Annotated in this window: 18 protein-coding genes, 1 tRNA gene and 1 pseudogene; 10 read left to right on the forward strand and 10 right to left on the reverse strand. The window is 51.0% G+C overall.

Annotated elements, in window-relative coordinates:
* Positions 1–55 precede the first annotated feature (55 nt).
* The gene (gene cysE / locus AWQ22_RS08515) at positions 56–793 is read left to right on the forward strand and encodes a serine O-acetyltransferase (protein WP_065710799.1); all 738 of its coding nucleotides are present in this window, start codon (positions 56–58) and stop codon (positions 791–793) included.
* A gap of 1 nt (position 794) precedes the next feature.
* Here the strand turns inward: cysE and AWQ22_RS08520 are convergent, their stop codons facing one another.
* The 5 genes from AWQ22_RS08520 to AWQ22_RS08540 form a co-directional block, all read right to left on the reverse strand.
* Positions 795–1,268, reverse strand: coding sequence for a CRR6 family NdhI maturation factor (locus AWQ22_RS08520; protein WP_065711690.1), 474 nt, complete (start codon positions 1,266–1,268; stop codon positions 795–797).
* Positions 1,269–1,279: 11 nt separating this feature from the next.
* Positions 1,280–2,299, reverse strand: a complete 1,020-nt coding sequence (locus tag AWQ22_RS08525; RefSeq protein WP_065710800.1) for an ABC transporter ATP-binding protein — start codon at positions 2,297–2,299, stop codon at positions 1,280–1,282.
* 15 nt (positions 2,300–2,314) lie between these two features.
* The gene (locus AWQ22_RS08530; protein WP_030006969.1) at positions 2,315–2,827 is read right to left on the reverse strand and encodes a Fur family transcriptional regulator; all 513 of its coding nucleotides are present in this window, start codon (positions 2,825–2,827) and stop codon (positions 2,315–2,317) included.
* 178 nt (positions 2,828–3,005) lie between these two features.
* Positions 3,006–4,493: an AAA family ATPase gene (locus AWQ22_RS08535; protein WP_065710801.1), complete on the reverse strand. Its 1,488-nt coding sequence runs from the start codon at positions 4,491–4,493 to the stop codon at positions 3,006–3,008.
* A 54-nt stretch (positions 4,494–4,547) separates the two neighbouring features.
* Positions 4,548–4,952, reverse strand: a complete 405-nt coding sequence (locus tag AWQ22_RS08540; protein ID WP_065710802.1) for an Npun_F0494 family protein — start codon at positions 4,950–4,952, stop codon at positions 4,548–4,550.
* A 303-nt stretch (positions 4,953–5,255) separates the two neighbouring features.
* On the opposite strand from AWQ22_RS08540, the gene bchB reads away from it, so the two are divergent.
* Positions 5,256–6,782 carry a ferredoxin:protochlorophyllide reductase (ATP-dependent) subunit B gene (gene bchB, locus AWQ22_RS08545; RefSeq protein ID WP_065710803.1) on the forward strand — a complete coding sequence of 509 codons (1,527 nt, stop codon included), beginning with the start codon at positions 5,256–5,258 and terminating at the stop codon, positions 6,780–6,782.
* Between the two features lie 141 nt (positions 6,783–6,923).
* A complete protein-coding gene (fmt, locus tag AWQ22_RS08550) occupies positions 6,924–7,910 on the forward strand; it encodes a methionyl-tRNA formyltransferase (protein WP_065710804.1) in 987 nt (328 codons plus the stop codon).
* Between the two features lie 69 nt (positions 7,911–7,979).
* Here fmt and AWQ22_RS08555 read toward each other — a convergent pair whose 3' ends face one another.
* The 3 genes and pseudogenes from AWQ22_RS08555 to proS all read right to left on the reverse strand — a co-directional run.
* Entirely contained in the window at positions 7,980–9,179 is a 1,200-nt protein-coding gene (locus AWQ22_RS08555) for an HhoA/HhoB/HtrA family serine endopeptidase (protein WP_065710805.1), read from the reverse strand.
* Positions 9,180–9,391: 212 nt separating this feature from the next.
* Positions 9,392–9,832, reverse strand: coding sequence for a DUF29 domain-containing protein (locus tag AWQ22_RS08560; RefSeq protein WP_065710806.1), 441 nt, complete (start codon positions 9,830–9,832; stop codon positions 9,392–9,394).
* Between the two features lie 137 nt (positions 9,833–9,969).
* Positions 9,970–11,935 (reverse strand): annotated as a pseudogene (gene proS, locus AWQ22_RS08565) (proline--tRNA ligase); the annotation flags it as partial.
* 441 nt (positions 11,936–12,376) lie between these two features.
* On the opposite strand from proS, the gene AWQ22_RS08570 reads away from it, so the two are divergent.
* The 4 genes from AWQ22_RS08570 (at position 12,377) to AWQ22_RS08585 (ending at position 18,532) form a co-directional block, all read left to right on the forward strand.
* Positions 12,377–15,091, forward strand: coding sequence for a cation-transporting P-type ATPase (locus AWQ22_RS08570; RefSeq protein ID WP_065710808.1), 2,715 nt, complete (start codon positions 12,377–12,379; stop codon positions 15,089–15,091).
* A gap of 202 nt (positions 15,092–15,293) precedes the next feature.
* Positions 15,294–17,090, forward strand: coding sequence for a pyruvate kinase (gene pyk, locus AWQ22_RS08575; protein WP_012307271.1), 1,797 nt, complete (start codon positions 15,294–15,296; stop codon positions 17,088–17,090).
* Positions 17,091–17,241: 151 nt separating this feature from the next.
* A complete protein-coding gene (locus AWQ22_RS08580) occupies positions 17,242–17,697 on the forward strand; it encodes a LapA family protein (RefSeq protein ID WP_065710809.1) in 456 nt (151 codons plus the stop codon).
* Positions 17,698–17,719: 22 nt separating this feature from the next.
* Positions 17,720–18,532: a segregation/condensation protein A gene (locus tag AWQ22_RS08585; RefSeq protein WP_065710810.1), complete on the forward strand. Its 813-nt coding sequence runs from the start codon at positions 17,720–17,722 to the stop codon at positions 18,530–18,532.
* Between the two features lie 4 nt (positions 18,533–18,536).
* On the opposite strand, the gene AWQ22_RS08590 is transcribed toward AWQ22_RS08585, so the two are convergent.
* A complete protein-coding gene (locus AWQ22_RS08590) occupies positions 18,537–18,869 on the reverse strand; it encodes a hypothetical protein (protein WP_030006958.1) in 333 nt (110 codons plus the stop codon).
* A 32-nt stretch (positions 18,870–18,901) separates the two neighbouring features.
* Positions 18,902–18,982, reverse strand: a tRNA-Leu gene (locus tag AWQ22_RS08595).
* Between the two features lie 132 nt (positions 18,983–19,114).
* Here AWQ22_RS08595 and AWQ22_RS08600 point away from each other — a divergent pair.
* The 3 genes from AWQ22_RS08600 to AWQ22_RS08610 all read left to right on the forward strand — a co-directional run bounded on the left by AWQ22_RS08600 (position 19,115) and on the right by AWQ22_RS08610 (position 22,317).
* On the forward strand, positions 19,115–19,894 hold the full coding sequence (locus tag AWQ22_RS08600; protein WP_065710811.1) for a COP23 domain-containing protein: 780 nt from the start codon (positions 19,115–19,117) through the stop codon (positions 19,892–19,894).
* Between the two features lie 287 nt (positions 19,895–20,181).
* The gene (locus AWQ22_RS08605) at positions 20,182–20,625 is read left to right on the forward strand and encodes a hypothetical protein (RefSeq protein ID WP_012307276.1); all 444 of its coding nucleotides are present in this window, start codon (positions 20,182–20,184) and stop codon (positions 20,623–20,625) included.
* 69 nt (positions 20,626–20,694) lie between these two features.
* Entirely contained in the window at positions 20,695–22,317 is a 1,623-nt protein-coding gene (locus AWQ22_RS08610) for a serine/threonine-protein kinase (RefSeq protein ID WP_065710812.1), read from the forward strand.
* Positions 22,318–22,336 lie beyond the last annotated feature (19 nt).

The following is a 22,336-nucleotide window of genomic DNA, read 5'->3' on the forward strand; positions in this document are numbered from 1 at the left end:
TATAGAAAATGGCCTTGACCTTTGGCATGAATTATCGCTCTGATTAGAATTCATTATGCTCTCCACTCTCTTCGCCGACTTCCGCATTATTTTTGAACGAGATCCCGCTGCGCGTAACTGGCTTGAAGTTCTATTTTGCTATCCGGGCCTCCAAGCGCTGTTGTTTCATCGCGTCTCCCATGCCCTCTATCGCTCTGGTCTGCCGTTTATCCCCCGGTTTCTCTCCCATATCGCCCGCTTTTTAACGGGAATTGAAATTCACCCAGGTGCCCGCATTGGCCACGGAGTTTTTATTGACCATGGTATGGGCGTTGTTATTGGTGAAACGGCTATTGTTGGTGACTATTGCTTGATCTACCAAGGCGTCACCCTCGGCGGTACAGGGAAAGAGATTGGAAAACGCCACCCGACCCTCGGTGAAAATGTCGTCGTTGGTGGGGGAGCTAAGGTACTCGGCAATATTGAAATTGGGAATAATGTGCGCATTGGGGCGGGATCAGTGGTTTTACGCCATGTGCCTTCGGATTGCACAGTAGTCGGCATTCCGGGGCGGATCGTCTATCGTTCTGGGGTCAAGGTCAATCCTTTGGAACACGGCAGCCTACCCGATTCGGAAGCAACGGTGATTCGTACCCTCTTAGACCGCATTGAAGCCCTAGAAGAGCAAGTCCAAACTCTCCAAGGTCAACAGCAGCCGGATCTCGTAACAGCCCACCGTCGTCAGAATCACAAAGATAGCTGTCGCTTGTCTGACCGGGAAATTCAACAATATTTAGATGGTGCGGGAATTTAATTTAGCTGAGATCATTTAAAAAGTCGTCGTCTAGTTCGTAGCCTAATAATTGGGCGATCGCCTTTACCCGTGATTGGGGCTGAATGCCGAATTTCGGTAAAGTTTCGCTGAGACAAAACACTTTATTCATCACAAAAATTTCGAGGGCTTCGGGGTTATATTGAATCCCTTCGGTGCGATGAAATTGATGGGGCACGAGCATCGCCGTATAACGGCCTAATTCCCCTGCTTTCCAGTCGAGGAGGAACGGAAACCAAGGAAAAATCGCATCGAGACGCACAAACCAGAGACGAATTTCTGGGATTTCTGAAAGTTCACGGGGATCATTCGCTTCCTGGGGAAAATCGATCTTTAACTGAAACTTTTGCTCATGGTCTGCGAGGGCCTCATCGAGCAGGATCGATTGCACCAGGGTTTTCAGGGGGGCCAAATTAAGACTAAGGATGTCGCGTTGGGGAATTTTGATCTCTGCCATGGTTGCTTTGGTCAACAGTTTTCCCATTGTAAAGCTTGGAGATGGGCGCTGAGTGCTCCAAGGCTCATGAATTGCATTTGGCGATCGCCCTGGGACAAAAGCCAGCGAGTCGGCTGTTCCTGGAGATCGAGGCGCAATGGACAAGGCGTTTGTACCGCTTCAAAACCCAGACGCGTTAAAGCACGTTCTGTCCAAGTGGCTGCCAAACCTTGACCGATGAATTGGATCGGCGATCGCCGCTGGTACTGTAACTGAAACTGACCACTCATTTGATCAAAGTAAAAGCGATCGCTACTAAAGGTTGTCCCCAAATATCCCTCTAGGGCCAACTCCTCCGGTGTCCCCACCACTAACCTTTGACTGGGGGTAATCAGCCAGAGCTGATCCGCACTCCGCAGAGCCAAATCGAGGTCATGGGTCGACATCAAAACGGTGCGTCCTTGTTGGTGCGCCAAAAACCGTAGCAGTTGCATCACTTCCACCCGACGGGGCACATCGAGATAGGCCGTCGGTTCATCCAGCAACATCAAATCCGTCGCCTGGGCCAAGGCCCGCGCAATCATCGCTTTTTGTCGTTCCCCGTCGCTAATATTGTTCAGGGGTTGGGCCTGGAGATTTGTCAAACCCACGGCGGCGATCGCCTCCCGGACAATCTGTCGATCCGTTGGCCCCAAACGCCCTTGCCAGTCGGTGTAGGGATAGCGCCCCAAGGCAACTAATTCCGTAACCGACATCCAGGCGAGATCAACCCGCTCCGTTAAAACCAAGCTGAGGCGTTGGGCGCGCTGGGCCGCATTGAGTGCCGTCAGTGGTGTACCGTTCAGCCAAACTTGACCCGCTTGGGGAGCTTCAAGACCTGCCAATGTCCGAATCAAGGTTGATTTGCCTGATCCATTCGCGCCCACTAAACAAACAAACTGACCCTGGGCGATCGCCAGATTCAAATCCTGAAGCAAGGCACGCCGTTGGTAACCCACCGTTAAATTTTCTGTGACCAACAAAGGCGCTTGGGGTTGCAATGTTACCGTCAAAGGCGATCGCCTCGATTAATGGAGGTGGGTTTGGGCTTTTTCCCGCGAACAGACCCAATCGTGGGGGAGTGCCGAGGGCCAACCCATCAAGCGAGCCTCCGGACAAATGGTGGTGATCGTTAACTGGCAATCGAGTAACTCGAACCCCTGCTGTTGGCATTGGGCGATGCTGTGTTTGTTGATCGCGACATCCTCAAACTCAATGGTTTTATTGCACTGGACACAGACTAAATGGTGGTGGTGCGCCTGGGACTGGTTCAGTTCATAATGCTTATGGCCTTCTGCTAGCTCCAGTTCCCGCAAAATGCCCATGCGAGTCATGAGTTTTACGCTACGGTACACCGTCGAGAGACTAATTTTTTCCTGTTGCTCCAATAGCTCATTGTGCAAATCTTCAGCGCTGAGGTGTTCACCCTTCGGCAAATTTAGAAAGGTGCGGAGAATTTTTTCCCGCTGGGGCGTTAACCGCCACCCTTTAGCATTGAGTTCGGTCTTGAGGGCGCTTACGTCGTAGGAAGGTACCAGCATATTTTTCAACAAGTTCAGCTTATTGACAATAATAAACGCCCTTTTCTACTTTTGCAACAATCTGGCCTTATTGCGAATAAATACTAACATTCAGGTCACCATCGGCCCCAAAAGGCGATCGCCTGCTGTAATCTACGCCAACAAAAATATTGCCCGTTTTTTTATCAACCGAGGACGATTAATCGGCACCCTCTAATAAAATCGTCGGATCAACATATTGCTCAAGGTGATTGGCGAGGGCTTCGAGGATTGCTTCTTGCCGTTCGTTGAAATTAGCAATACCTGTCGGTAGAGAAGAGAGGCCCCGTTTTTGGCGGAGGGCATTGAGCCAAAAGCGACACCAGGGGCCATTATTAAACAAACCTTGCAAGTAGACGGCCCAGATGTTTTGACTTTGGTTCACGAGACCCAGGTTTGGGGTTTCAAAGAGTTGGGTATAACCGCTACTGGGAGCATAGTTCAGGATGTCACAGGGGAGGGTCATGCCGCTCAGGGGAAGATTTGGAAAGGGGAAGCGCGAAAATGTTTCGGCGGGGAAGAGGGCGGCCTTGGTATGGGGTTGGCTATCAAAGGGCGTTAAACCGAGGGCTGGTTGAAAATCACCACTAGGGAGGGCAATTTTTTTGCTGAGGAGATTGGCACCATTGCCGATCCCTAACACCGTGCCGCCTGCATTGACATATTGCTGTAGCTGTTGGGGATAGCCATATTTGTGGAGATAGTCGAGGTCGGCGATCGCCTGGCTGGTGTGGGGCACAATCACCGCATCGGGATAACCCAGGGTCTCGGTCGGATTAATAAATTCCAACTGTACCGAAGCCTCACCCATCAGGGCATCAAAGTCTGCATAGGGACAGAGGTGGGGGAGCTGGATTACCTGCAAGCGCAGTTTATTTTGGGGTAAATTGACAGGGTTATGGGCAGCGGTCGTACAGAGGCTTTCGGGGTCAAAAGCCAGATTTTGGAGGGGCCGAATATAGCCGAGGACGGGTCGTTTGAGATGTGTTTTGACCCACTGACTGGTTTGGGTTTCTTGGGGGCGATCGCCTTGCCACTGATTGAAGATTACCCCCCGAATTAGTTGACGATTTTCTGGGGAAAGCCGTTGCCAGAGGCCCCAGAGCTGATTAATGGCCCCTTCATGGGTGCAGTCGATCAAAATAATACCCGTGACGGGCGTCTCTAAACCCTTGAGAATCTCAAAATTTTGGTCGGTATCGCTGGTGAGGGGATGGTAAAGACTGTCGCGATAACTATCGAATAGCAGCACATCGTATTTCGGCGGCAATGCCATCAAACATTCTCGAATCAGCGGTCGCGCAATATCGTAATAACTATCGTAGTAAGCCGTTCGTTTGACAGTACCAATCCCCCGCCCTTGAATCAGCAGTTGAAATTTGGGCTTTGATTCACCAGGGGGGCTACAGGCTTTTAGTAAAACTGGGTTGAGATGGGTTGTTGGTTGAATTTTTGCGGCCCACGCTTGCCAAGCCGCTGATTGACTGACTTCTGCGTCGGCACTGACCCGATAACCTTTTGTGATTTCCGTTTGACTTTGGAAAGGAACAACTCGCAACCCTTGCCGAGTTAGGGAACGGGCCAGCGCCGTAATTAACCATGATTTTCCAGACCGACGACTAGGGCTAAAAATGGCGATCGCCCGCATGAAGCTTCCTCACATTAAACCGAAAGATAGATGCATAGATTTAGATTGTACAGTCTAGACCGAAAACCGACTCAGCCAACGTTGTAAAGCATTTTGGCACCGAGCCAGCCACGACACCTTTACCGCCTGGGGTGCCGATTGCCATTGGGCCAGCACCTGACGACCCAGGGGCGTTAAGCGAAAACTATCTGTCAAACCTTGACCATCAACCTCCCGCCGGAGCAATCCCACTTGAATCAGCCACATCATCAACTCTTCCACGGCCCCTTCCGGCAGCGATCGCCCACTATAACCCGCCCGGAGTCCAGCTTCTCCAGCAATATCAGGGAGCGCCACACTCTGATCTTTCATCGCTGCCAGTAGTTCCCACCGGAGCGGTGTGCAAGCAAAAGCCACCAGTGCCCGCTGTATCGTTTTGGGAGCGTATTGAATGGGTTTTGGTGTAAAAACTTGGGTCATGGCTGGGAGCAGAGACAATTGCAATCGAACGAAATTCATTAATAAGGTGCATTGTATATCCTTCCCCAAAGTTCTTGACGGCGAATCATCATCGAGGCAAAGCTTGAAATTCGTTGAAAGAAACAGACGATGACCCTTTATTCATAGAAATATCCCTTGAAATGAAACCATTTTCTTTGCGAGATACATCGTTTTATTGACTTTTGTTTTCTTCTCCGAGAACCCGAAAATCATTTGCGAAAATGACACTGACTGAGATCACTTTTGATCACAAACCAGTTTTTTTTGGGAGTAAAAATACCTATGAAACTTGCCTATTGGATGTATGCAGGCCCAGCCCACATCGGCACATTACGCATTGCCAGTTCTTTTAAAAATGTCCATGCGATTATGCACGCTCCCCTAGGCGACGATTACTTTAATGTGATGCGTTCGATGTTAGAACGGGAACGCAATTTCACCCCTGTCACCGCCAGCATTGTGGATCGGAATGTTCTGGCGCGGGGCTCCCAAGAAAAAGTTGTTGATAATATTGTCCGCAAGGATCAAGAGGAACGACCCGATCTAATTGTCTTGACCCCCACTTGCACTTCAAGCATTCTCCAGGAAGACCTCGAAAATTTCGTCGCTCGCGCCCAATTGGATGCCCAGGGTGATGTCATCTTGGCGGATGTGAACCACTACCGGGTCAATGAACTCCAGGCTGGCGATCGCACCCTCCAGCAAATTGTCCAGTTTTATATCAATAAAGCAAGAAAAAAAGGTGACTTAGCCACGGAGAAAACCCCGCAACCGTCGGTGAATATTATTGGGATTTCGACCCTTGGTTTCCACAACAACCACGACATCCGCGAACTGAAGACTTTGATGGCCGAGTTGGGGATTAGTGTGAATTTAGTAATTCCTGATAAGGCTTCTGTCCATGATTTGAAAAAATTGCCCCAGGCCTGGTTTAACCTCGTGCCCTACCGGGAATTGGGCCTGCCCACGGCAAAATATTTAAAACAAGAATTTGACCAACCCTATGTGGACATTACACCGATGGGCGTTGTGGAAACGGCCCGTTGCATCCGCGCGATCCAGAAGGTGATTAATGACCAGGGAGCCACGGCAGATTATGAAGCCTTTATCGAAGAACAAACCCTCCATGTGTCCCAGGCCGCTTGGTTTAGTCGTTCCATTGATTGCCAAAATTTAACGGGCAAAAAGGCGATCGTCTTTGGGGATAATACCCACGCTGTGGCAATGACGAAAATTCTAGCGCGGGAAATGGGTATCCATGTGGTGCTGGCGGGAACCTATTGTAAATATGATGCTGACTGGTTCCGTCAAGAGGTGAGCGAATACTGTGATGAGATCTTAATTAGCGAAGATCACGGCGAAATTGCTGATGCGATCGCCCGCCTAGAACCCGCTGCCATTTTCGGCACCCAGATGGAACGCCACGTGGGTAAGCGGCTGAATATTCCCTGTGGCGTAATCGCCGCCCCGATCCACATCCAAAACTTCCCCATTGGTTATCGGCCTTTCGTGGGTTATGAGGGCACTAACCAAATCGCGGATCTGGTTTATAACTCCTTTACCCTAGGCATGGAAGACCATTTGCTCGAAATTTTCGGCGGCCACGATACCAAGGAAGTCATTACCACAACCATGTCGGCCAGTTCTGATCTGAATTGGACAACGGAAGCCCAGGGACAACTGAACAAAGTCCCCGGATTTGTGCGGGGCAAGGTAAAACGCAACACCGAAAAATATGCCCGCACCCAGGGACTGAGTGAAATTTCCCTGGAAGTGCTCTACGCCGCTAAGGAGTCTGTCGGTGCTTAATTAACGAGGCCCCCCTGCCCCCAGTTTGGGGGAGATTTAGGGGCAGTTCAAAAGACCGATGAGGTTTGCATAATCGCTAAGGTCGGGGGAGATCTGCGCTAAAGTGAAAGGCTGATCGCACGCTTGGTTGCTCTTTTTCCCATGCTTAAAGTTGTCTTTTTCGGTACGCCTCAGTTTGCAGTGCCCTACCTAGAAGCCCTTTTGAATCACCCGGACATTGAAGTGCTGGGGGTCGTTACCCAACCGGATAAGCGGCGGGGTCGGGGTAGTCAACTGATTCCGTCGGCGGTAAAAAAGGTGGCGATCGCCCATGATCTTCCCGTCTGGCAACCGAAGCGCATTAAAAAAGATCCTGAAACCTTAGCGATTCTCAAAAACCTTCAGGCCGATGTGTTTGCGGTGGTCGCCTATGGCCAGTTGCTCTCGCCGCAAATTCTCCAGATGCCCCGACTCGGCTGTGTCAATGGCCATGGTTCTCTGTTGCCGAAATATCGGGGAGCCGCGCCGATCCAGTGGAGCTTAGTCCAGGGAGAAACGGTGACGGGGATGACCACCATGCTCATGGATGAGGGGATGGATACCGGGGCAATGCTCCTCAAGGCTGAAACGCCCATTGATCTTTGGGATAATGCCCATGATTTGGCGGTGAAGTTGGCGACCTCTGGGGCGGCTTTACTGACGGAAACCTTAATTCAACTGGCCCAGGGAAACGTCACCCCCATCCCCCAGGAGTCAGACCAAGCAACCTATGCGCCGTTGATTCAGAAAGAAGATTTTCAGCTAGATTGGCAAAAAGGGGCGATCGCCTTACATAACCAAGTGCGCGGTTTCTATCCCAACTGCCTCACCACCTGCCGCGATAAACCGTTAAAAGTGTTAGAAACGATCCCCCTCGTACCGGAATGTTTTGCGCAATATCCCGCAGCATACGAACCCCTCAAGGAATTTGTTGGGAATACAGGGAAGGTTGGGGAAATCGTGGCGATCGCCAAAAAATTTGGCCCCATCATCCAAACGGGGGACGGACTCCTACTGCTCAAACAGGTGCAACCCAGCGGCAAAAAACCCCAGTCCGGTTGGGATATGGTCAACGGGATGCGCTTAACCATCGGTGAATCTCTAGGCTAGAGCGCAAAAAAAGTCCCCAGGTTGTGAACCCGGAGACCTTGGGGGAAATTTCAACTGAAAAAACTGAGCTTAGGAAACCCCTTGCATTTGTGCTGTTCTCAAGGTGAGCTCTGAGGTGCGATCGCCCCGGCGGAGTTCTACCTTCAAGCTGGCATCAACGCCGCTCTGTTCCACGGTTTCCTGGAGTTGTTGGGCATTGGCGATCGCCTTACCGTTGATTTTCGTGATCACATCGCCCCGACGCAGACCCGCTGTTTCCGCTGGACTACCCGGCACCACACCCAGCACCAGCGCTCCGTTTACTTCCGGTAAGAGCACGATGGAATTGGGGTCGGCATTATTTTCCTTAGCCATCTCTGGGGTGAGGCTCACCATCCGAATCCCAATGAAGGGGTGGGGCACTTCTTTCCCAGCGGCGAGGGTGGGTTCGAGGGCCTTCGCCTTGTTGATCGGGATTGCAAATCCAATGCCCATCGCATCCCGGCGGATCGCGGTGTTAATGCCAATCACTTCACCGTCGGCGTTGAGGAGGGGGCCACCGGAGTTACCAGGGTTAATGGCGGCATCGGTCTGGAGAAAATCGACCCGCTTATCGGGAATCCCTGCCTGGGCCGAAGACCGTTCTAGGGTACTGATAATGCCGAGGGTAACAGTATTGTTCAAACCCACTGGATTTCCTACGGCGATCGCCCAGTCACCCACCTGCACAGACCCAGAATCACCGAGGGGAGCCACGGGAATAGATTCATTTTTGGGGTCAATTTTGACGACGGCCAGATCGGTGACTTCGTCGGTACCCTTTACTTCCCCTTCAAAGCTGCGGCCATCTTTTAGGGTAACAGTAACTCGATCAGCGCCGCTCACGACGTGGGCATTGGTGAGGATCACCCCAGACCGATCGGTAATAAACCCAGAGCCTTGTCCGGTAACCACCTGGCGCTGTTCATCGGGAAATTGCATCCCAAAGCGATCGCCAAAAAACTCCCGAAAAAATGGATCATTCATAAACGGGTCCTGGAAGCGGCGCACCACAGTTTTTTCTGTGTCTAGACGCACCACCGCTTGCCCTGTCCTGGTCACCGCATCGGCGACAAAACTTCGACCTGCTGCTACGGGTACCGCTGCCACTTCCTGGGGCGGATTGGTATCAGCTAAAGGTTGGTTGAGGGTTTGGCTAGAGCCTTGCATTGCCCCGAAGGTAATGGCACAGCCCACACAGAGGGCAACAATGTGGGTTGTAAATCGTTGGACAAATTTTGATCGTCTCATAGAAGTTTTTCTATCCAGTCTGTATAAAGTTTTAGGATGATGGCCACATCGAGCCGGGCGTTAGGGGGACACCGCAGGAGGTTTTATCGTCAATCTTAGCAATTGAATTCTCCCGGTTTAGGTGAGGTTTTCCCGCCATTACTAAACCCTGAGTCACAATTTTTGACGTAAATTTGCTGGTTTTGGTTCACAAAAATGGAGATTGTAATGGCTTAACCCAAACCAAGAATCTGTCCTAGATCGTAGGGACATTCCTGGGGAAAGCTGTCTTGGGGTAAACCTGTTTCTGCCTTTGCCCGTTGCCGTGCCGTGGTGTAGGCAGAGGCTAAAATCTGCTGTAAATAGGGCCGCAAACTCGGAGAATCTTCTAAATCGTCAATAATGCGGCGACGGTGCTCAATGATCGTTGACTCCCAGCTACCAGAACGTTTCTCTGCCTGAAAGTCCCACTGCAGTAAGTGCATCAACAAAATGATTAAATTACTCTTGAGGCAGTGGCGATCGCGTTTACCCATCGATTCTATTTCATCGATTAGATGTTCCCAATCGACGGCCACATAATCCCGGAGGCGCAATTTTTCGAGGGTCTGTTGCAGCCAAAGTTGATAATCTTGGTCGTAGGTGATGTCGGGAATCCTAGGCGTTTGAACCATGGCTAAAAAAGGGGAAATCGCTTAACCCTAGGGCCATTATAACGATTCCCCAGGCGCTTACTGGCCTGCGGCTTCGACCCAATTTTTTAAGGTCGCAACCACAGCATCGAGATTAAGATCTTGGCGATCGCCTTCTTTGCGGCGCACCACTTCCACCTTGCCATCCTTGAGGGATTTCCCTGTGACAACCCGGAAGGGAATACCAATCAGTTCTGCATCCTTAAACTTCACCCCAGCTCGTTCGTTGCGGTCATCAAGGATGGTTTCAACTCCAGCGGCGTTGAGATCGGCATAGAGTTTTTCTGCGGCTGCCATCTGTTCTTCACTCTTAACATTGGGCACGACTACCACCGCATGGTAGGGGGCGATCGCCACGGGCCAGATAATGCCATTTTCATCGTAGGATTGCTCCACGGCGGCCTGGGCCAGACGGGAAACGCCAACCCCATAGCAGCCCATCACCAGGGGTTGTTCTTTACCATTTTCGTCGGTAAAGGTGGCCCCCATAGCCTCGGAATATTTTGTCCCCAGTTGGAAGATGTGACCCGCTTCGATGCCCCGCGCTGTTTGGAGGATTTGGGTCGGATCATGGACAGCGCGATCGCCGGCCTTTGCTAACCGCACATCCACTTGCAATTCAGGCAGTTTAAACTCTGTGCCCCAGTTTGCACCGAGGACGTGGTGATTCGTTTCATCAGCACCCGTGACAAAGTTTTCTAATGTCGCCGCAGTGTGATCAACCATGCGTAAGAACTTAGGCTGTGTCCAAGTTTCTTCGATGCCCCAAATTTTAAGCCCTAATTTTTGAGCAGCTTTTCCTAGTGGATGCTGAATAATTTGACGATTTTTATCTCTAAATTCCGACAAACTGTAAGAATTAGCAGAATCGGGTTCTAAAAGATTTAAGACATGATCGATGACTTGTAATACTTCTGTTTCTAAGGAACGACCATCATCATCCCGAACATCTTTAGCAATTAGAATCAATTCATTTCGAGTAATTGTCTCAGGAAATAGTGCGATACAATCATCTGCTAAAGCTGGGGAAATGTAGCCTAAAGGTAATGCTTTTGCGGCCCATTTTTGTTGGGCATCAGCGTCAGGTACTGTTAAGGAAATGACAGTTTTGGCATCGTAATTAGACGCTAATTTTGTCAACTCATTCTGTAATTTGACTTCGTTGACATCTTGATCGCCCCGAATTGAGATCAAAGCTAAAACAGTTTTGCCATTGTTATAAACCACCTGATAAAGGACATTTTTAACGACACAAGTGGGGGAACAATCTAGGAACTTACACAAAGATTCAATGGTGGTTGTATTCGGGGTTTCGCGCTTTTCAAAACTGTTGAAGGGAGAGGCGATCGCCTCAACGGGCAGAGACACGGCTTTCTCGGTATTGGCGGCGTACTTTTCGTCTTCGGTGTAGAGAATTTCGTCTTCCCCGGCATCGGCGAGGATCATAAATTCCTGGGAACCAGAACCACCAATGGCCCCAGAGTCTGCTTCTACCGCCCGGAATTGTAAACCACAGCGACGCAACATATTACGATACGCCTGATCCATGTCTGCGTAGGTTTTTTTCAGGCATTCCTCGGAAGCATGGAACGAGTAGCCGTCTTTCATGATGAATTCCCGCCCGCGCATCAGGCCAAACCGGGGTCGAATTTCATCGCGGAATTTCGTCTGAATCTGGTACAAATGCTGGGGCAACTGCCGATAGGAGCGGATCATGTCCTTGGCAATGGTGGTAATCACTTCCTCGTGGGTCGGCCCTAAACCCAACTCTCCATCCAGGCGATCGCGCAGGGAAAACATAATCCCTTCTGCCTGGGTATAGGTATCCCAACGGCCCGATTCTTGCCAAATTTCTGCGGGTTGCAACTGGGGTAACAGGGTTTCCTGGGCACCGGTGGCATTCATCTCTTCCCGGACGATCTGGGATACCTTCTGGAGCACGCGCCACATTAACGGTAGATAAGCATAAATCCCCCGCCCAATCCGCCGGATATAGCCGGCCCGCAGCAGGAGCTTGTGGCTAGGAATCTCCGCATCGGCGGGATCTTCTCGGAGGGTAACGAACAGACTTTGGGAAAGGCGCATGGTTATTTTGAGTTTTTCGTGACAGCTAATGGAATGAACCATCGCCCATTATGGATTACTTGCTGCCATTTTAGAATCGGGGGCCTGATCAGAACGTTGTCGGTAGCCAACTTTTTCCCGGAATAAACGAGAGGAATCAGCACATTTAATAATAAATGAAAACAAAAAAATCTCTCTTTTATGTTTCAAAAATTGGTTTCAAGCAAATCGAGCCAAATTTGTCTTCACTAGCGCAGACAGTCTTTGGAGAATTCGTTGAAACTTAGATTTCTTGCGGGGTGAACATGGGAATGATGCAGAACAAGATTACTTTTGCTTTAAATTCAGAACATCTTAAACAAGACAGATAAAAAGCTTAATAATTTAACTACACAATTCTATAGAACTAAATTGCTAGAATTTGGAGGATCAAATTTGCAGGTTAATTTTTAAGCTTAAGTTATGCCAGTGTCATCATCACTTCCTCCCTGCCATACCCAATCAGAGGCCGAATTAATTCAATCCCTAAAGAGCGATGCAGAACGGGGATTATCGCCAGAGGCAGTGGCCCAGCGTTACGAGCAGTATGGTTGGAATGAATTGAAGTTTCGGGCTGGGAAACCAGCTTGGTTGCGTTTTCTGTTGCAGTTCCACCAACCGCTTCTATACATCTTAATTATCGCTGGGAGTATTAAAGCGGCTTTGGGTTCCTGGACGAATGCTTGGGTTATCTGGGGAGTCACTTTCATTAATGCGGTGATTGGCTATATCCAAGAGGCTAAGGCGGAAGGGGCGATCGCCTCCCTCGCAAAAGCGGTCACCACCGAAGCAATGGTCCTGCGGGAAGGCAATACCCTGCGGATTCCGTCGCGGGATTTAGTGCCTGGCGATATTGTGCTGTTGGCTTCCGGGGATAAAGTCCCGGCGGATTTGCGGTTGCTCAAGGTGCGGAACCTCCAAGTTGATGAGTCAGCCCTGACGGGGGAAGCGGTGCCCGTCGAGAAAAAGTTAGGTCTTTTACCCCTAGACACCCCCCTAGGCGATCGCCGCAATATGGCCTATGCGGGAAGCTTTGTCACCTTTGGTCAGGGCACAGGTATCGTCGTGGCGATCGCCAATCAGACAGAAATGGGGCAGATTTCCCAATCCATGGAGAAGCAGGTCAGTTTAACCACACCACTGACCCGAAAATTCACCAAATTTAGCCATTCCCTGCTGTATGTGATTTTGACCCTGGCGACCCTCACCTTTGCCATTGGTTGGGGCCGGGGGGGCGATCTCGCCGAGATGTTTGAAGCTGCCGTAGCCCTGGCCGTGAGTGCGATTCCCGAAGGATTACCCGCCGTAGTGACGATTACTTTGGCGATTGGGGTGAACCGGATGGCCCGCCGCCACGCCATTATTCGTAAATTACCCGCTGTAGAAGCCCTTGGGAGTGCCACGGTGGTCTGTTCTGATAAAACGGGCACCCTCACGGAAAATCAGATGACCGTCCAGGCGATCTATGCCGGGGATGTTCATTTCAAAGTGAGTGGCAGTGGCTACAGTCCGAAAGGAGAAGTTTACCTGGCCGCAACCGGTGATGATGGGGATGCCAGCTTTGAAACCTTGCCCCCAGTCCTGGCAGAATGTCTCACCGCAGGGTTGCTCTGCAACGATTCCCAACTGAAACAAACGGGCGATGATTGGTCTGTGGTGGGCGATCCAACGGAAGGAGCCTTGATTACTGCAGCGGCGAAGGCGGGCCTCAGTCAGGTGGGTTTAGATGCCCAGCGGCCCCGGCTCGATTCGATTCCCTTTGAGTCGGAATATCAGTATATGGCGACGCTCCATGATGGCACGGGGCGGACAATCTATGTCAAAGGGTCGGTGGAATCGCTGTTGCGCCGTTGTGAAACGATGTTATTGGACAATGGTCAGGCGATCGCCCTCGATCCTGCGGCCATCGAAGCAGTGGTAGAGACCATGGCCACCAAAGGGTTACGGGTTCTCGCCTTTGCGAAAAAAGAAGTCAGCAGTCACCAACACAGCGTTGACCATGAGGATCTCACCACGGGCCTTGAGTTTTTAGGGCTTCAGGGAATGATTGATCCCCCCCGACCGGAGGCGATCGCCGCTGTCCATGCCTGCCAAACAGCAGGAATTAACGTCAAGATGATCACCGGTGATCACATTGCCACCGCCAAGGCGATCGCCCAACGCATGGGAATTCGCACCGGAGAAACAGTCATTGCCTTTGAGGGTCAAGACCTCGAAAAAATGGATCCTCAAAGTCTGGCCGAGGCCGCCGAAACTGGGTCGGTCTTTGCCCGGGTTGCCCCAGCCCAAAAACTTGCCCTCGTCGAAGCCCTCCAGAAAAAAGGTGATATCGTCGCGATGACTGGCGATGGCGTGAATGATGCCCCAGCCCTCAAACAAGCCGACATTGGCATCGCCATGGGTAAGGGCGGCACCGAGGTAGCCAGGGAATCCGCTGATATGTTGCTCACCGATGATAATTTTGCCTCCATTGAAGCCGCCGTCGAAGAAGGACGCACCGTTTACCGCAATCTCCGCAAGGCGATCGCCTTCCTCTTGCCCGTCAATGGCGGTGAATCCATGACAATCTTGATCAGTGTCTTGCTGGCGCGGGATTTGCCCATTCTGTCTTTGCAGGTGCTGTGGCTGAATATGATCAACTCGATCACCATGACTGTGCCCCTCGCCTTTGAAGCCAAGCCCGCCGGGATTATGCAATCGCCCCCCCGCAATCCCAACGAACCCCTGATCACCCCCAAGCTGCTGCGACGGATCGGGATTATTTCGATCTTCAACTGGATTCTTATCTTTGGCATTTTTGAATGGATCAAAACCAGCACTGGCGATCTCGCCCTCGCCCGCACCATGGCGATCCAAGCCCTCGTTGCCGCTCGGATCATCTATCTACTGAGCATCAGTCAACTGGGCCGTAGCCTCCTTCGCTACATCAGCGGCCAAACAAAAACCATCATCCAAGCCCCGCTCCTGTTGGTTGGCATTGCTGTCGCCGTCGCTTTGCAGGTTGCCTTTAGTCAATGGGGCCTGATGAATCAACTCTTTCAAACAGCTCCCCTCACCTGGCAACAGGGATTAATCTGTGTACTGCCGATGTTACCGATGATCCCCACGGCGATCGCCGCTAACTATTTAGACACTTGACCCTGAAGGAAAACCACAAAAATAAGGGGAAGATTCTCTGGCTTCCCCCTTGTCCACCAAAAGCTTCCACCGACAGACCCTAGAGCAGATCCCATCGAGATTCCCAAAATCTCCCAGAACTCCCCTGCCACGTATAGAAAGAAACGTCAACTTTTGGGATAATATGAGGCTTGTTTTCCCAACTGACCCGAGAAAGTTCACTATGCCCTCTAGAGAAATGCCCCGCCGCACCAAGATCGTCGCCACCATTGGCCCTGCGACTAGCAAACCAGACGTTCTCCGGGAAATCATCGAAGCAGGGGCAACTACTCTACGGCTAAATTTCTCCCATGGTACCCACGATGACCACCAACGCAATATTCGTCTGATTCGACAAACCGCCTTTGAACTGAACCAACCCGTTGGTATCCTCCAGGATCTCCAGGGGCCAAAAATTCGCCTTGGTCGCTATGAGAGCGACTTTATCACCCTCAAAAACGGCGATCCCTACATCATCACAAGTCGTGAGGTGCCCTGTACCCAAGAAGTGGGCTACGTCAGCTATGACAAGCTAGCGGAAGAAGTTCCCGAAGGCTCCACCATCCTCCTCGACGATGGCAAGGTAGAAATGAAGGTCGAACGGGTCGATATTGCCGCAAAAAATCTCCACTGCCGCGTGGTCGTCGGTGGCAAGCTCTCCAATAACAAAGGGGTCAATTTTCCTGGGGTCTATCTCTCTGTCAAAGCCCTCACCGATAAAGACCGCGAAGATCTCATGTTTGGCCTCGACCAAGGGGTTGATTGGGTGGCCCTCAGTTTTGTGCGCAATCCCCAAGACGTCCTGGAAATCAAAGAGCTCATCGCCAATGCTGGGAAAAATGTCCCCGTGATCGTCAAGATCGAAAAACACGAGGCGATTGAACAGATGGAGGCTATTCTGTCCCTTTCCGATGGTGTTATGGTCGCCCGGGGGGATCTTGGGGTCGAGCTGCCCGCCGAAGACGTCCCCATTCTCCAGAAAAAACTCATTGCCACTGCCAACCGCTTCGGGATTCCTGTAATTACCGCCACCCAGATGCTCGATAGCATGGTGAGTAATCCTCGCCCCACCCGCGCCGAAGTTTCCGATGTGGCCAATGCGATTTTAGATGGTACCGATGCGGTGATGCTTTCTAATGAAACTGCTGTGGGTGAATTCCCCGTAGAAGCCGTGGCAACCATGGCAACCATCGCCAAGCGCATCGAAAAGGAACCCGACGGCATTCAAAAACAACCTTCTGATAAAAAATCGATTCCCAATGCTATTTCTGCCGCCGTCAGCCACATTGCTGGACAGTTAGATGCAACGGCGATCATGACCCTCACCAAGTCTGGAGCAACGGCCCGAAACGTCTCCAAATTTCGCCCAGCAACGCCGATCCTTGCTGTCACCCCCCATGTGGATGTGGCCCGTCGTCTCCAGTTGGTCTGGGGGGCAAAGCCACTCCTTGTTATGGATTCTCCGTCAACGACCCAAACTTTTAAGGCGGCGATTAATGTGGCCCAGGAGAGCGGTTTTCTCCATGAAGGGGACTTGGTGATCATGACAGCGGGGACGCTCCAAGGGGTGTCTGGTTCTACAGATCTCATCAAAGTCGAAATGGTGCAGGCGGTGCTCGGAGAAGGCATTGGCATTGGTCAAGGGGCGGCCAGTGGTCGTGCCCGGGTCGTGAATCAAAGTGAAGATATCAATGATTTTGGCCCAGGAGAAATTCTCGTTGCTCGGTCTACGGATGCGGCCTATGTGGAAATGATCCGTAAGGCCAGCGGCATCGTGATCGAAGAACCAAATCAAAATTGTCACGCGGCAACTTTGGGGATGCGGTTGGGTATTCCGGTGATTGTCGGTTTTAAGGAAGCAACTCAGTTAATTCGGGATGGCTCGATTATCTCCATTGATGCCCGTCGAGGCACTGTTTATTCTGGGGTAAATGTGAGCCTTGGGGATGCTGTGGGTGGCACCAAAATGTCCCTGGCTTAAGCCCAGGCGATCGCAATTATCACTTTTATCATCCGGCGGCCCCAACAATGTTTGGGGCAATTTTTTGGGGTTGGAACAATTACGATATCCTAGGGGGTGTGTTGGCGATCGCCATCGAGATCCGCCACGCGATGCATCCTGTGGAGAGATCATGCGGCAACTGAATTTTTTATTGTTTTTTGCCCTGTGCTTAGCCCTAGCGCTATTTAGTATCGAAAATACACAACCCGTCGGGATTAACATCATTCCGGGGTTCCAAGCCGAAGCGCCCCTCTCCATCGAACTCCTGCTGGCGGTGGGCACAGGGGCGATTCTAGCCTGGATGTTTAGCCTGTGGGATCAGTTGCAGCGGCAAATTGAATCATGGAAAGCCCAACGGGAACTGAAGCTCCAGAGTCAAAAAATTGAGGAATTGGAAAAAGCTTTGGCTGAACTGCAGGCCGCCCAACAAAACGCCGCAGAATCATCGGCAGAGTCCCCCAGTGCGAGGACCGCATCCACTGCAGACAAAACGGTGCCTGAACCTGAAACTTCTACTGATACGGTGGACACCCAGAAACCCGCTGAAGCATCCCCAGAAGAGTCTCAACCTGAGCAAACGGCCTGATTTTTGACCCTTTGATGCAACCATGGCCACCCAACCCCAAGCGGCGATCGCCACCCTCATTGAACTAGCCCAACAGGGAGAAATTGATCCCTGGGATGTGCAAGTCATCGATGTTATCGATCAGTTTCTCAGTGAACTAGGCCTTGCCGGGGATACAGACCCAATACTCAGGGAGGCCGACCTACCCCAGTCGGGTCAAACTTTCTTATGGGCCTCCAAACTTGTCCTCCTCAAGGCCGACACCCTCGAAAGTTTAACGGCCATTGAAGCAGAGGTTCAGGAAGAAGAATTCTACGAAGATTGGGACGCAAGCGATACGGAACGACTCCCCCTCAAGCTGGAAAAAAGACTCCGGCGGCGGGCTACGGCACCTCCCCCAAAACGGCGGCGGGTCACCCTCCAGGAATTTATTGAGCAAATCCAACAAATTGCCAACGAAATCGAGGATCACACCCCCAAAAAACGCCTCAAAACGCCACGTAAACTATCCAATAAAGCGGCCATTAAACAGATTACCCAGTTGGCCCATGATGAAAATCTCACGGAATTAGCCGCCCAGCTAGAACAATTTTTCCAGACCCAGATGCCCCCTGATCCAGAAACCCCCGTGGTGTTTGAATTAGACGATTTAATCCGTCAATGGATCGCCTATAAAGAGGCCAACGAATTTTTCCCCCAGGAGATCACCGCCAAACAACATCGCCACGAAAAGGTCGGGATCTTTTGGGCTTTGCTTCTGTTGTCGGCTCAATCAAAGGTGGTGCTTTCCCAGGACGATTTTTATGCGCCGGTACTGGTACGCCCGCTTTATCCAGGGCGACCACAAGGGGATTGAAACCCTAAACCGTAAACGATTTAAGAATCCAGCCTAATAAAATGCCCACCCCTGTGAACCGAACAATTTGCCAAAAGGGTTCCTGCCACTTGAGCAACTGACTTTCGAGTTGCAGTTCTAACTTCGCGATTTCGGCGGCAATGAGGTTGAGTTCTGTTTTGAGGGAGGCTTGTTTTTGGATCGTTTCTGGCTCTGCCTGGAGATTCTCTTGTTCTACTCTAAGTTCTACGATGCGGGCTTCGGCGGCCTTAACCTGGGCGTGACGGTCTTTTAGGGCGGCAAGGTCAGCTTCCACTTGGGCGATCGCCTGCTCAAATTCAGTGTGGGAAAGTGCCATCACTCCAAACCCCAGGAACTTTTTTTTGTAAATGCGGACGGAGAGACTCGAACTCTCACGTCTAGGACACTAGAACCTAAATCTAGCGCGTCTACCAATTCCGCCACGTCCGCAAAATTAATTAGCTCAGTAAATATATCACATCCATTTTCCGGCCGACAAGGGGAACCTAAAGTCAGCTTATCCCGTCATCAAAAGCCATAGGATCCCCCTAAAATTCACTGTGACGCACGAGAAATTTGAAGATGAGTAAAGGTTTGCACACTCGAACTTGGTTAAAAATCGGTATTGTCGGCTTAGAAATTTTAGGGTTTGCCGCCAGCAGTGCGATCGCCCAGGTGCCGCCGGACATCGTTGTGGACACAGATTCCAATGCGGGGAATACGCCCGGTGATGTGATCTACAATTCTGGCGATCACCGTTTTGTGTGTCAGTACGACCAGGGACAATACACCGTAATGTACCAGCCCGAAAGTCGTCCCGGGGAAGTTTATCCTTGGGCGATTCCCCGCACCATGGGGGGCGGTTGGAATGCAGAGCGTCGCTGTGAAGAGATTGCCCGCCGCTTGGAACTGTACCGGGGTGATGGTCTCGTCGAACTCACCACTGGCCGCGAAAATGGTTACGACATCGTTTGTGTGACCACCGAACTGAACCCCACCTGCCAAATCGTCTTTACGGTGCCCCGGGGCCAAAATGCGATCGCCACACGGGATCAAGTATTCGATAATCTCCTCAGTGCCGATAGCGGTTTCCAAACCCGTGGGGTCAATACCTTCATGGGCACTGGCTCGACCAATAGCCTCCTGGGACAACTCCAAAGTATTTTTGGCGGCCGCTCTACCTCTTCTACCCCTAGTCCCGTAGCCCAAGGTTACTCAAACAGTGGTATTAGCCTCAAGCCCTTCCTCGATCCCGCCGATGGTGGTACCGGAGAATATTTGACCCAGGGTCGCGCGGCAGGCCAGTCGAATCCGAACCCAAGCAACAATGGCCTCAGACTCAACACCGATCTCTTCCGTTAGATCATTTAGCATCTAGGCCCCAGAGCATTTAGTTTTGCCCGTAAGCGTCCTCTACTGTGTAATTTTTCCCTAGGCGATCGCCTAGGGTTTTTTCTAGTCTTTAATATTTCGATCGTTAACAATCTAGTAAAGCGGGTCGCTGGCTTTTTCGGAATGGGGCAGAACTCCTTACAATAGAAGGAGGTTTCGTCACGAATCCCCACTGTGTGTGATCAAGGTTTTTGGTCAACTAGAACAGGGTCAAATGACATTGATTCGTCTCGTAGTCCCAAGGAGCAAGATACATTGTGGCCCATAGTTTTTTGTTGGAAGCAGGTCGCTGGACGTTAAATGGTAGTTGGATCGAACGAAATCAGCCCCCCATTCTCATCCGGGGTAAAACGATTGTTGCTTGGGGCCAAAATAATTGGTTTACGATGGTGACAAAGTTAACGTTTCAAGATGGCGATCGCCCCGAAATTTCCTATCAATACAAAGGGCGTTTAGATAGCGGTGAGCGACAATATACCTATGTATTGCAACAAAGTATTTTGGGACGGGTGGAAGGAGAAGGTTGGGTTGGCTCAGAATCAATCGTTCAGCGATACTGGGTGCTTGGCGATCGCCAACGGCGCAGTGGCTTTGAAATGTTCTACCAGATTAACGACGATGAATATCGCTACTCCGGGGGCATCCTCGCCGGCCATTACCTCACCAGTACCATTGAAGGGACTCTCCTCCGTCAGCTTTAATAGCTTTAATCTTTTAAGTTTTGTCCGGTCTCCTGTTGTTTTGATTGTTTTGTTCGTCCACCCCAAACTATGACTACCGATCCCAATATCAATCGCCTTCTCGCCGGCCGTTATCGCTTGGTAGACCTCGTAGGCCAGGGGGCTATGGGGCGTGTCTACCGGGGTGAAGATACAGTCCTAGGGGGAGTCACGGTCGCCGTAAAGTTTCTAGCCCAGACCTTGCTTAACGACAAAATGCGCCAACGCTTTGAGCGGGAGGCAACCATTTGCGCTCTCCTGAGTGAAAAAAGCATCCATATCGTGCGGGTAAAAGACTATGGCGTCGATGACCAGGATGTGCCCTTTTATGTCATGGAATATTTAGAGGGGGAAAGTCTAAGCGATATTATTGCCCATGCTACCCTCGGTTTACCGCGTTTTTTTCAAGTCGTGCGGCAAATATGTTTGGGAATGGAAGCAGCCCACCAAGGGATTACCTTCAAGGGGGAACAATGTTTAATTATTCACCGGGATATTAAACCCAGCAATATTCTGATCATGCAGGATGCGTCCCTAGGGGAATTGGTAAAAATTCTGGATTTTGGGATTGCACGCCTCAGCCAAGCCGGAGCCGCCCAGACCCAATCGTTTATGGGCACCCTCGCCTACTGTTCTCCAGAGCAAATGGAAGGCAAGGAATTAGACCAACGCTCTGATATCTATAGCCTGGGGATTACGATGTACGAGATGCTCACGGGGGATATGCCCGTGATGCCTGAAAATAATTCCTTTGGGGGTTGGTACCGGGCACACCATGACACACCACCAATTCCCTTTGATAAAAGTCTGCGGATTCCGGCTCCTCTGGCTGAAATTATCATGTGTTGTATGGCGAAAAGTCCGCGCGATCGCCCCCAGACCGTCAATGATATTTGGCAAGCCATGGCCCCCATCGCCAAATATTACGAACAACAAGCCGCAGAAACCAGGAAATCCTTTTTTACCACGTCCCAAAATCTGCAAAATTTCCAAGCAACATCTCCGGTGGCAGGCCCCAATGATCCGACCCGGATTAACAATGCCACCACGGCCCCCAGCTTTCGTAATTCAACGGTAAATCGCCAGGGAAGGCCTACAGACAAACTGAATACAACCTTTAGCGATACCATTTGTGCGGCCCAGTCCTGGCCAGCGGATAAACCCCAAAATAAGATTGTTTTCCCACGGATTTTACCGGCTGAACCGACGGCGATCGCCAGTCTTTGGGCGATGTTAGAAGCTGAGGAGTTGGGCAAACGCCGTTTTGATACCCGTTACAATCAATTTCTCTTCATTGAGGCCCCCCATCCGATGTTGTTGTGGATCACGGTGCTGTACAACAGCAGTGAAGGAGCCCGTTGGTTGCCTTGCTATCTGGACTTGAAAACGAAGATCGGCCAACAGATGGCGCGTCTCTTAGCCAGCCAAGGGAACTATCGAATTCTGCTTTTTGCCTTAGGGCAACCCCAACGGTATTTTCACATTACCCAGGCGACAATTTCCCTGAAGCAACGGGAACAGCTTACCCGTTGGGCGGATTTAGGCCAGCGATTGCCTGTCAGTAATCCCGTGGTGAGTAAGCAAACTTTGAAAAAAGAATACGAGAAAAGCAAGGGCAAAATCTTAATGAAGTTGGCGGCTTCCCGGACGAACAGTAACCTTGGGGGATTTTAAAGCCATCTCTAATCTTCGT

Origin of the sequence: Picosynechococcus sp. PCC 7117 (genome assembly GCF_001693275.1) — a bacterium.
GTDB lineage: Bacteria > Cyanobacteriota > Cyanobacteriia > Cyanobacteriales > MRBY01 > MRBY01.

What these genes read in the sequence shown, in the direction of transcription:
- AWQ22_RS08570 (WP_065710808.1), top strand. Translation starts at nt 12,377, where the DNA reads ATGCCAGTGTCATCATCACTTCCTCCCTGCCATACCCAATCAGAGGCC.
- AWQ22_RS08560 (WP_065710806.1), bottom strand. Translation starts at nt 9,832, where the DNA reads ATGGTTCAAACGCCTAGGATTCCCGACATCACCTACGACCAAGATTAT.
- bchB (WP_065710803.1), top strand. Translation starts at nt 5,256, where the DNA reads ATGAAACTTGCCTATTGGATGTATGCAGGCCCAGCCCACATCGGCACA.
- AWQ22_RS08600 (WP_065710811.1), top strand. Translation starts at nt 19,115, where the DNA reads ATGAGTAAAGGTTTGCACACTCGAACTTGGTTAAAAATCGGTATTGTC.
- AWQ22_RS08530 (WP_030006969.1), bottom strand. Translation starts at nt 2,827, where the DNA reads ATGCTGGTACCTTCCTACGACGTAAGCGCCCTCAAGACCGAACTCAAT.
- cysE (WP_065710799.1), top strand. Translation starts at nt 56, where the DNA reads ATGCTCTCCACTCTCTTCGCCGACTTCCGCATTATTTTTGAACGAGAT.
- AWQ22_RS08535 (WP_065710801.1), bottom strand. Translation starts at nt 4,493, where the DNA reads ATGCGGGCGATCGCCATTTTTAGCCCTAGTCGTCGGTCTGGAAAATCA.
- AWQ22_RS08610 (WP_065710812.1), top strand. Translation starts at nt 20,695, where the DNA reads ATGACTACCGATCCCAATATCAATCGCCTTCTCGCCGGCCGTTATCGC.
- fmt (WP_065710804.1), top strand. Translation starts at nt 6,924, where the DNA reads ATGCTTAAAGTTGTCTTTTTCGGTACGCCTCAGTTTGCAGTGCCCTAC.
- AWQ22_RS08540 (WP_065710802.1), bottom strand. Translation starts at nt 4,952, where the DNA reads ATGACCCAAGTTTTTACACCAAAACCCATTCAATACGCTCCCAAAACG.
- AWQ22_RS08590 (WP_030006958.1), bottom strand. Translation starts at nt 18,869, where the DNA reads ATGGCACTTTCCCACACTGAATTTGAGCAGGCGATCGCCCAAGTGGAA.
- pyk (WP_012307271.1), top strand. Translation starts at nt 15,294, where the DNA reads ATGCCCTCTAGAGAAATGCCCCGCCGCACCAAGATCGTCGCCACCATT.
- AWQ22_RS08580 (WP_065710809.1), top strand. Translation starts at nt 17,242, where the DNA reads ATGCGGCAACTGAATTTTTTATTGTTTTTTGCCCTGTGCTTAGCCCTA.
- AWQ22_RS08520 (WP_065711690.1), bottom strand. Translation starts at nt 1,268, where the DNA reads ATGGCAGAGATCAAAATTCCCCAACGCGACATCCTTAGTCTTAATTTG.
- AWQ22_RS08555 (WP_065710805.1), bottom strand. Translation starts at nt 9,179, where the DNA reads ATGAGACGATCAAAATTTGTCCAACGATTTACAACCCACATTGTTGCC.
- AWQ22_RS08585 (WP_065710810.1), top strand. Translation starts at nt 17,720, where the DNA reads ATGGCCACCCAACCCCAAGCGGCGATCGCCACCCTCATTGAACTAGCC.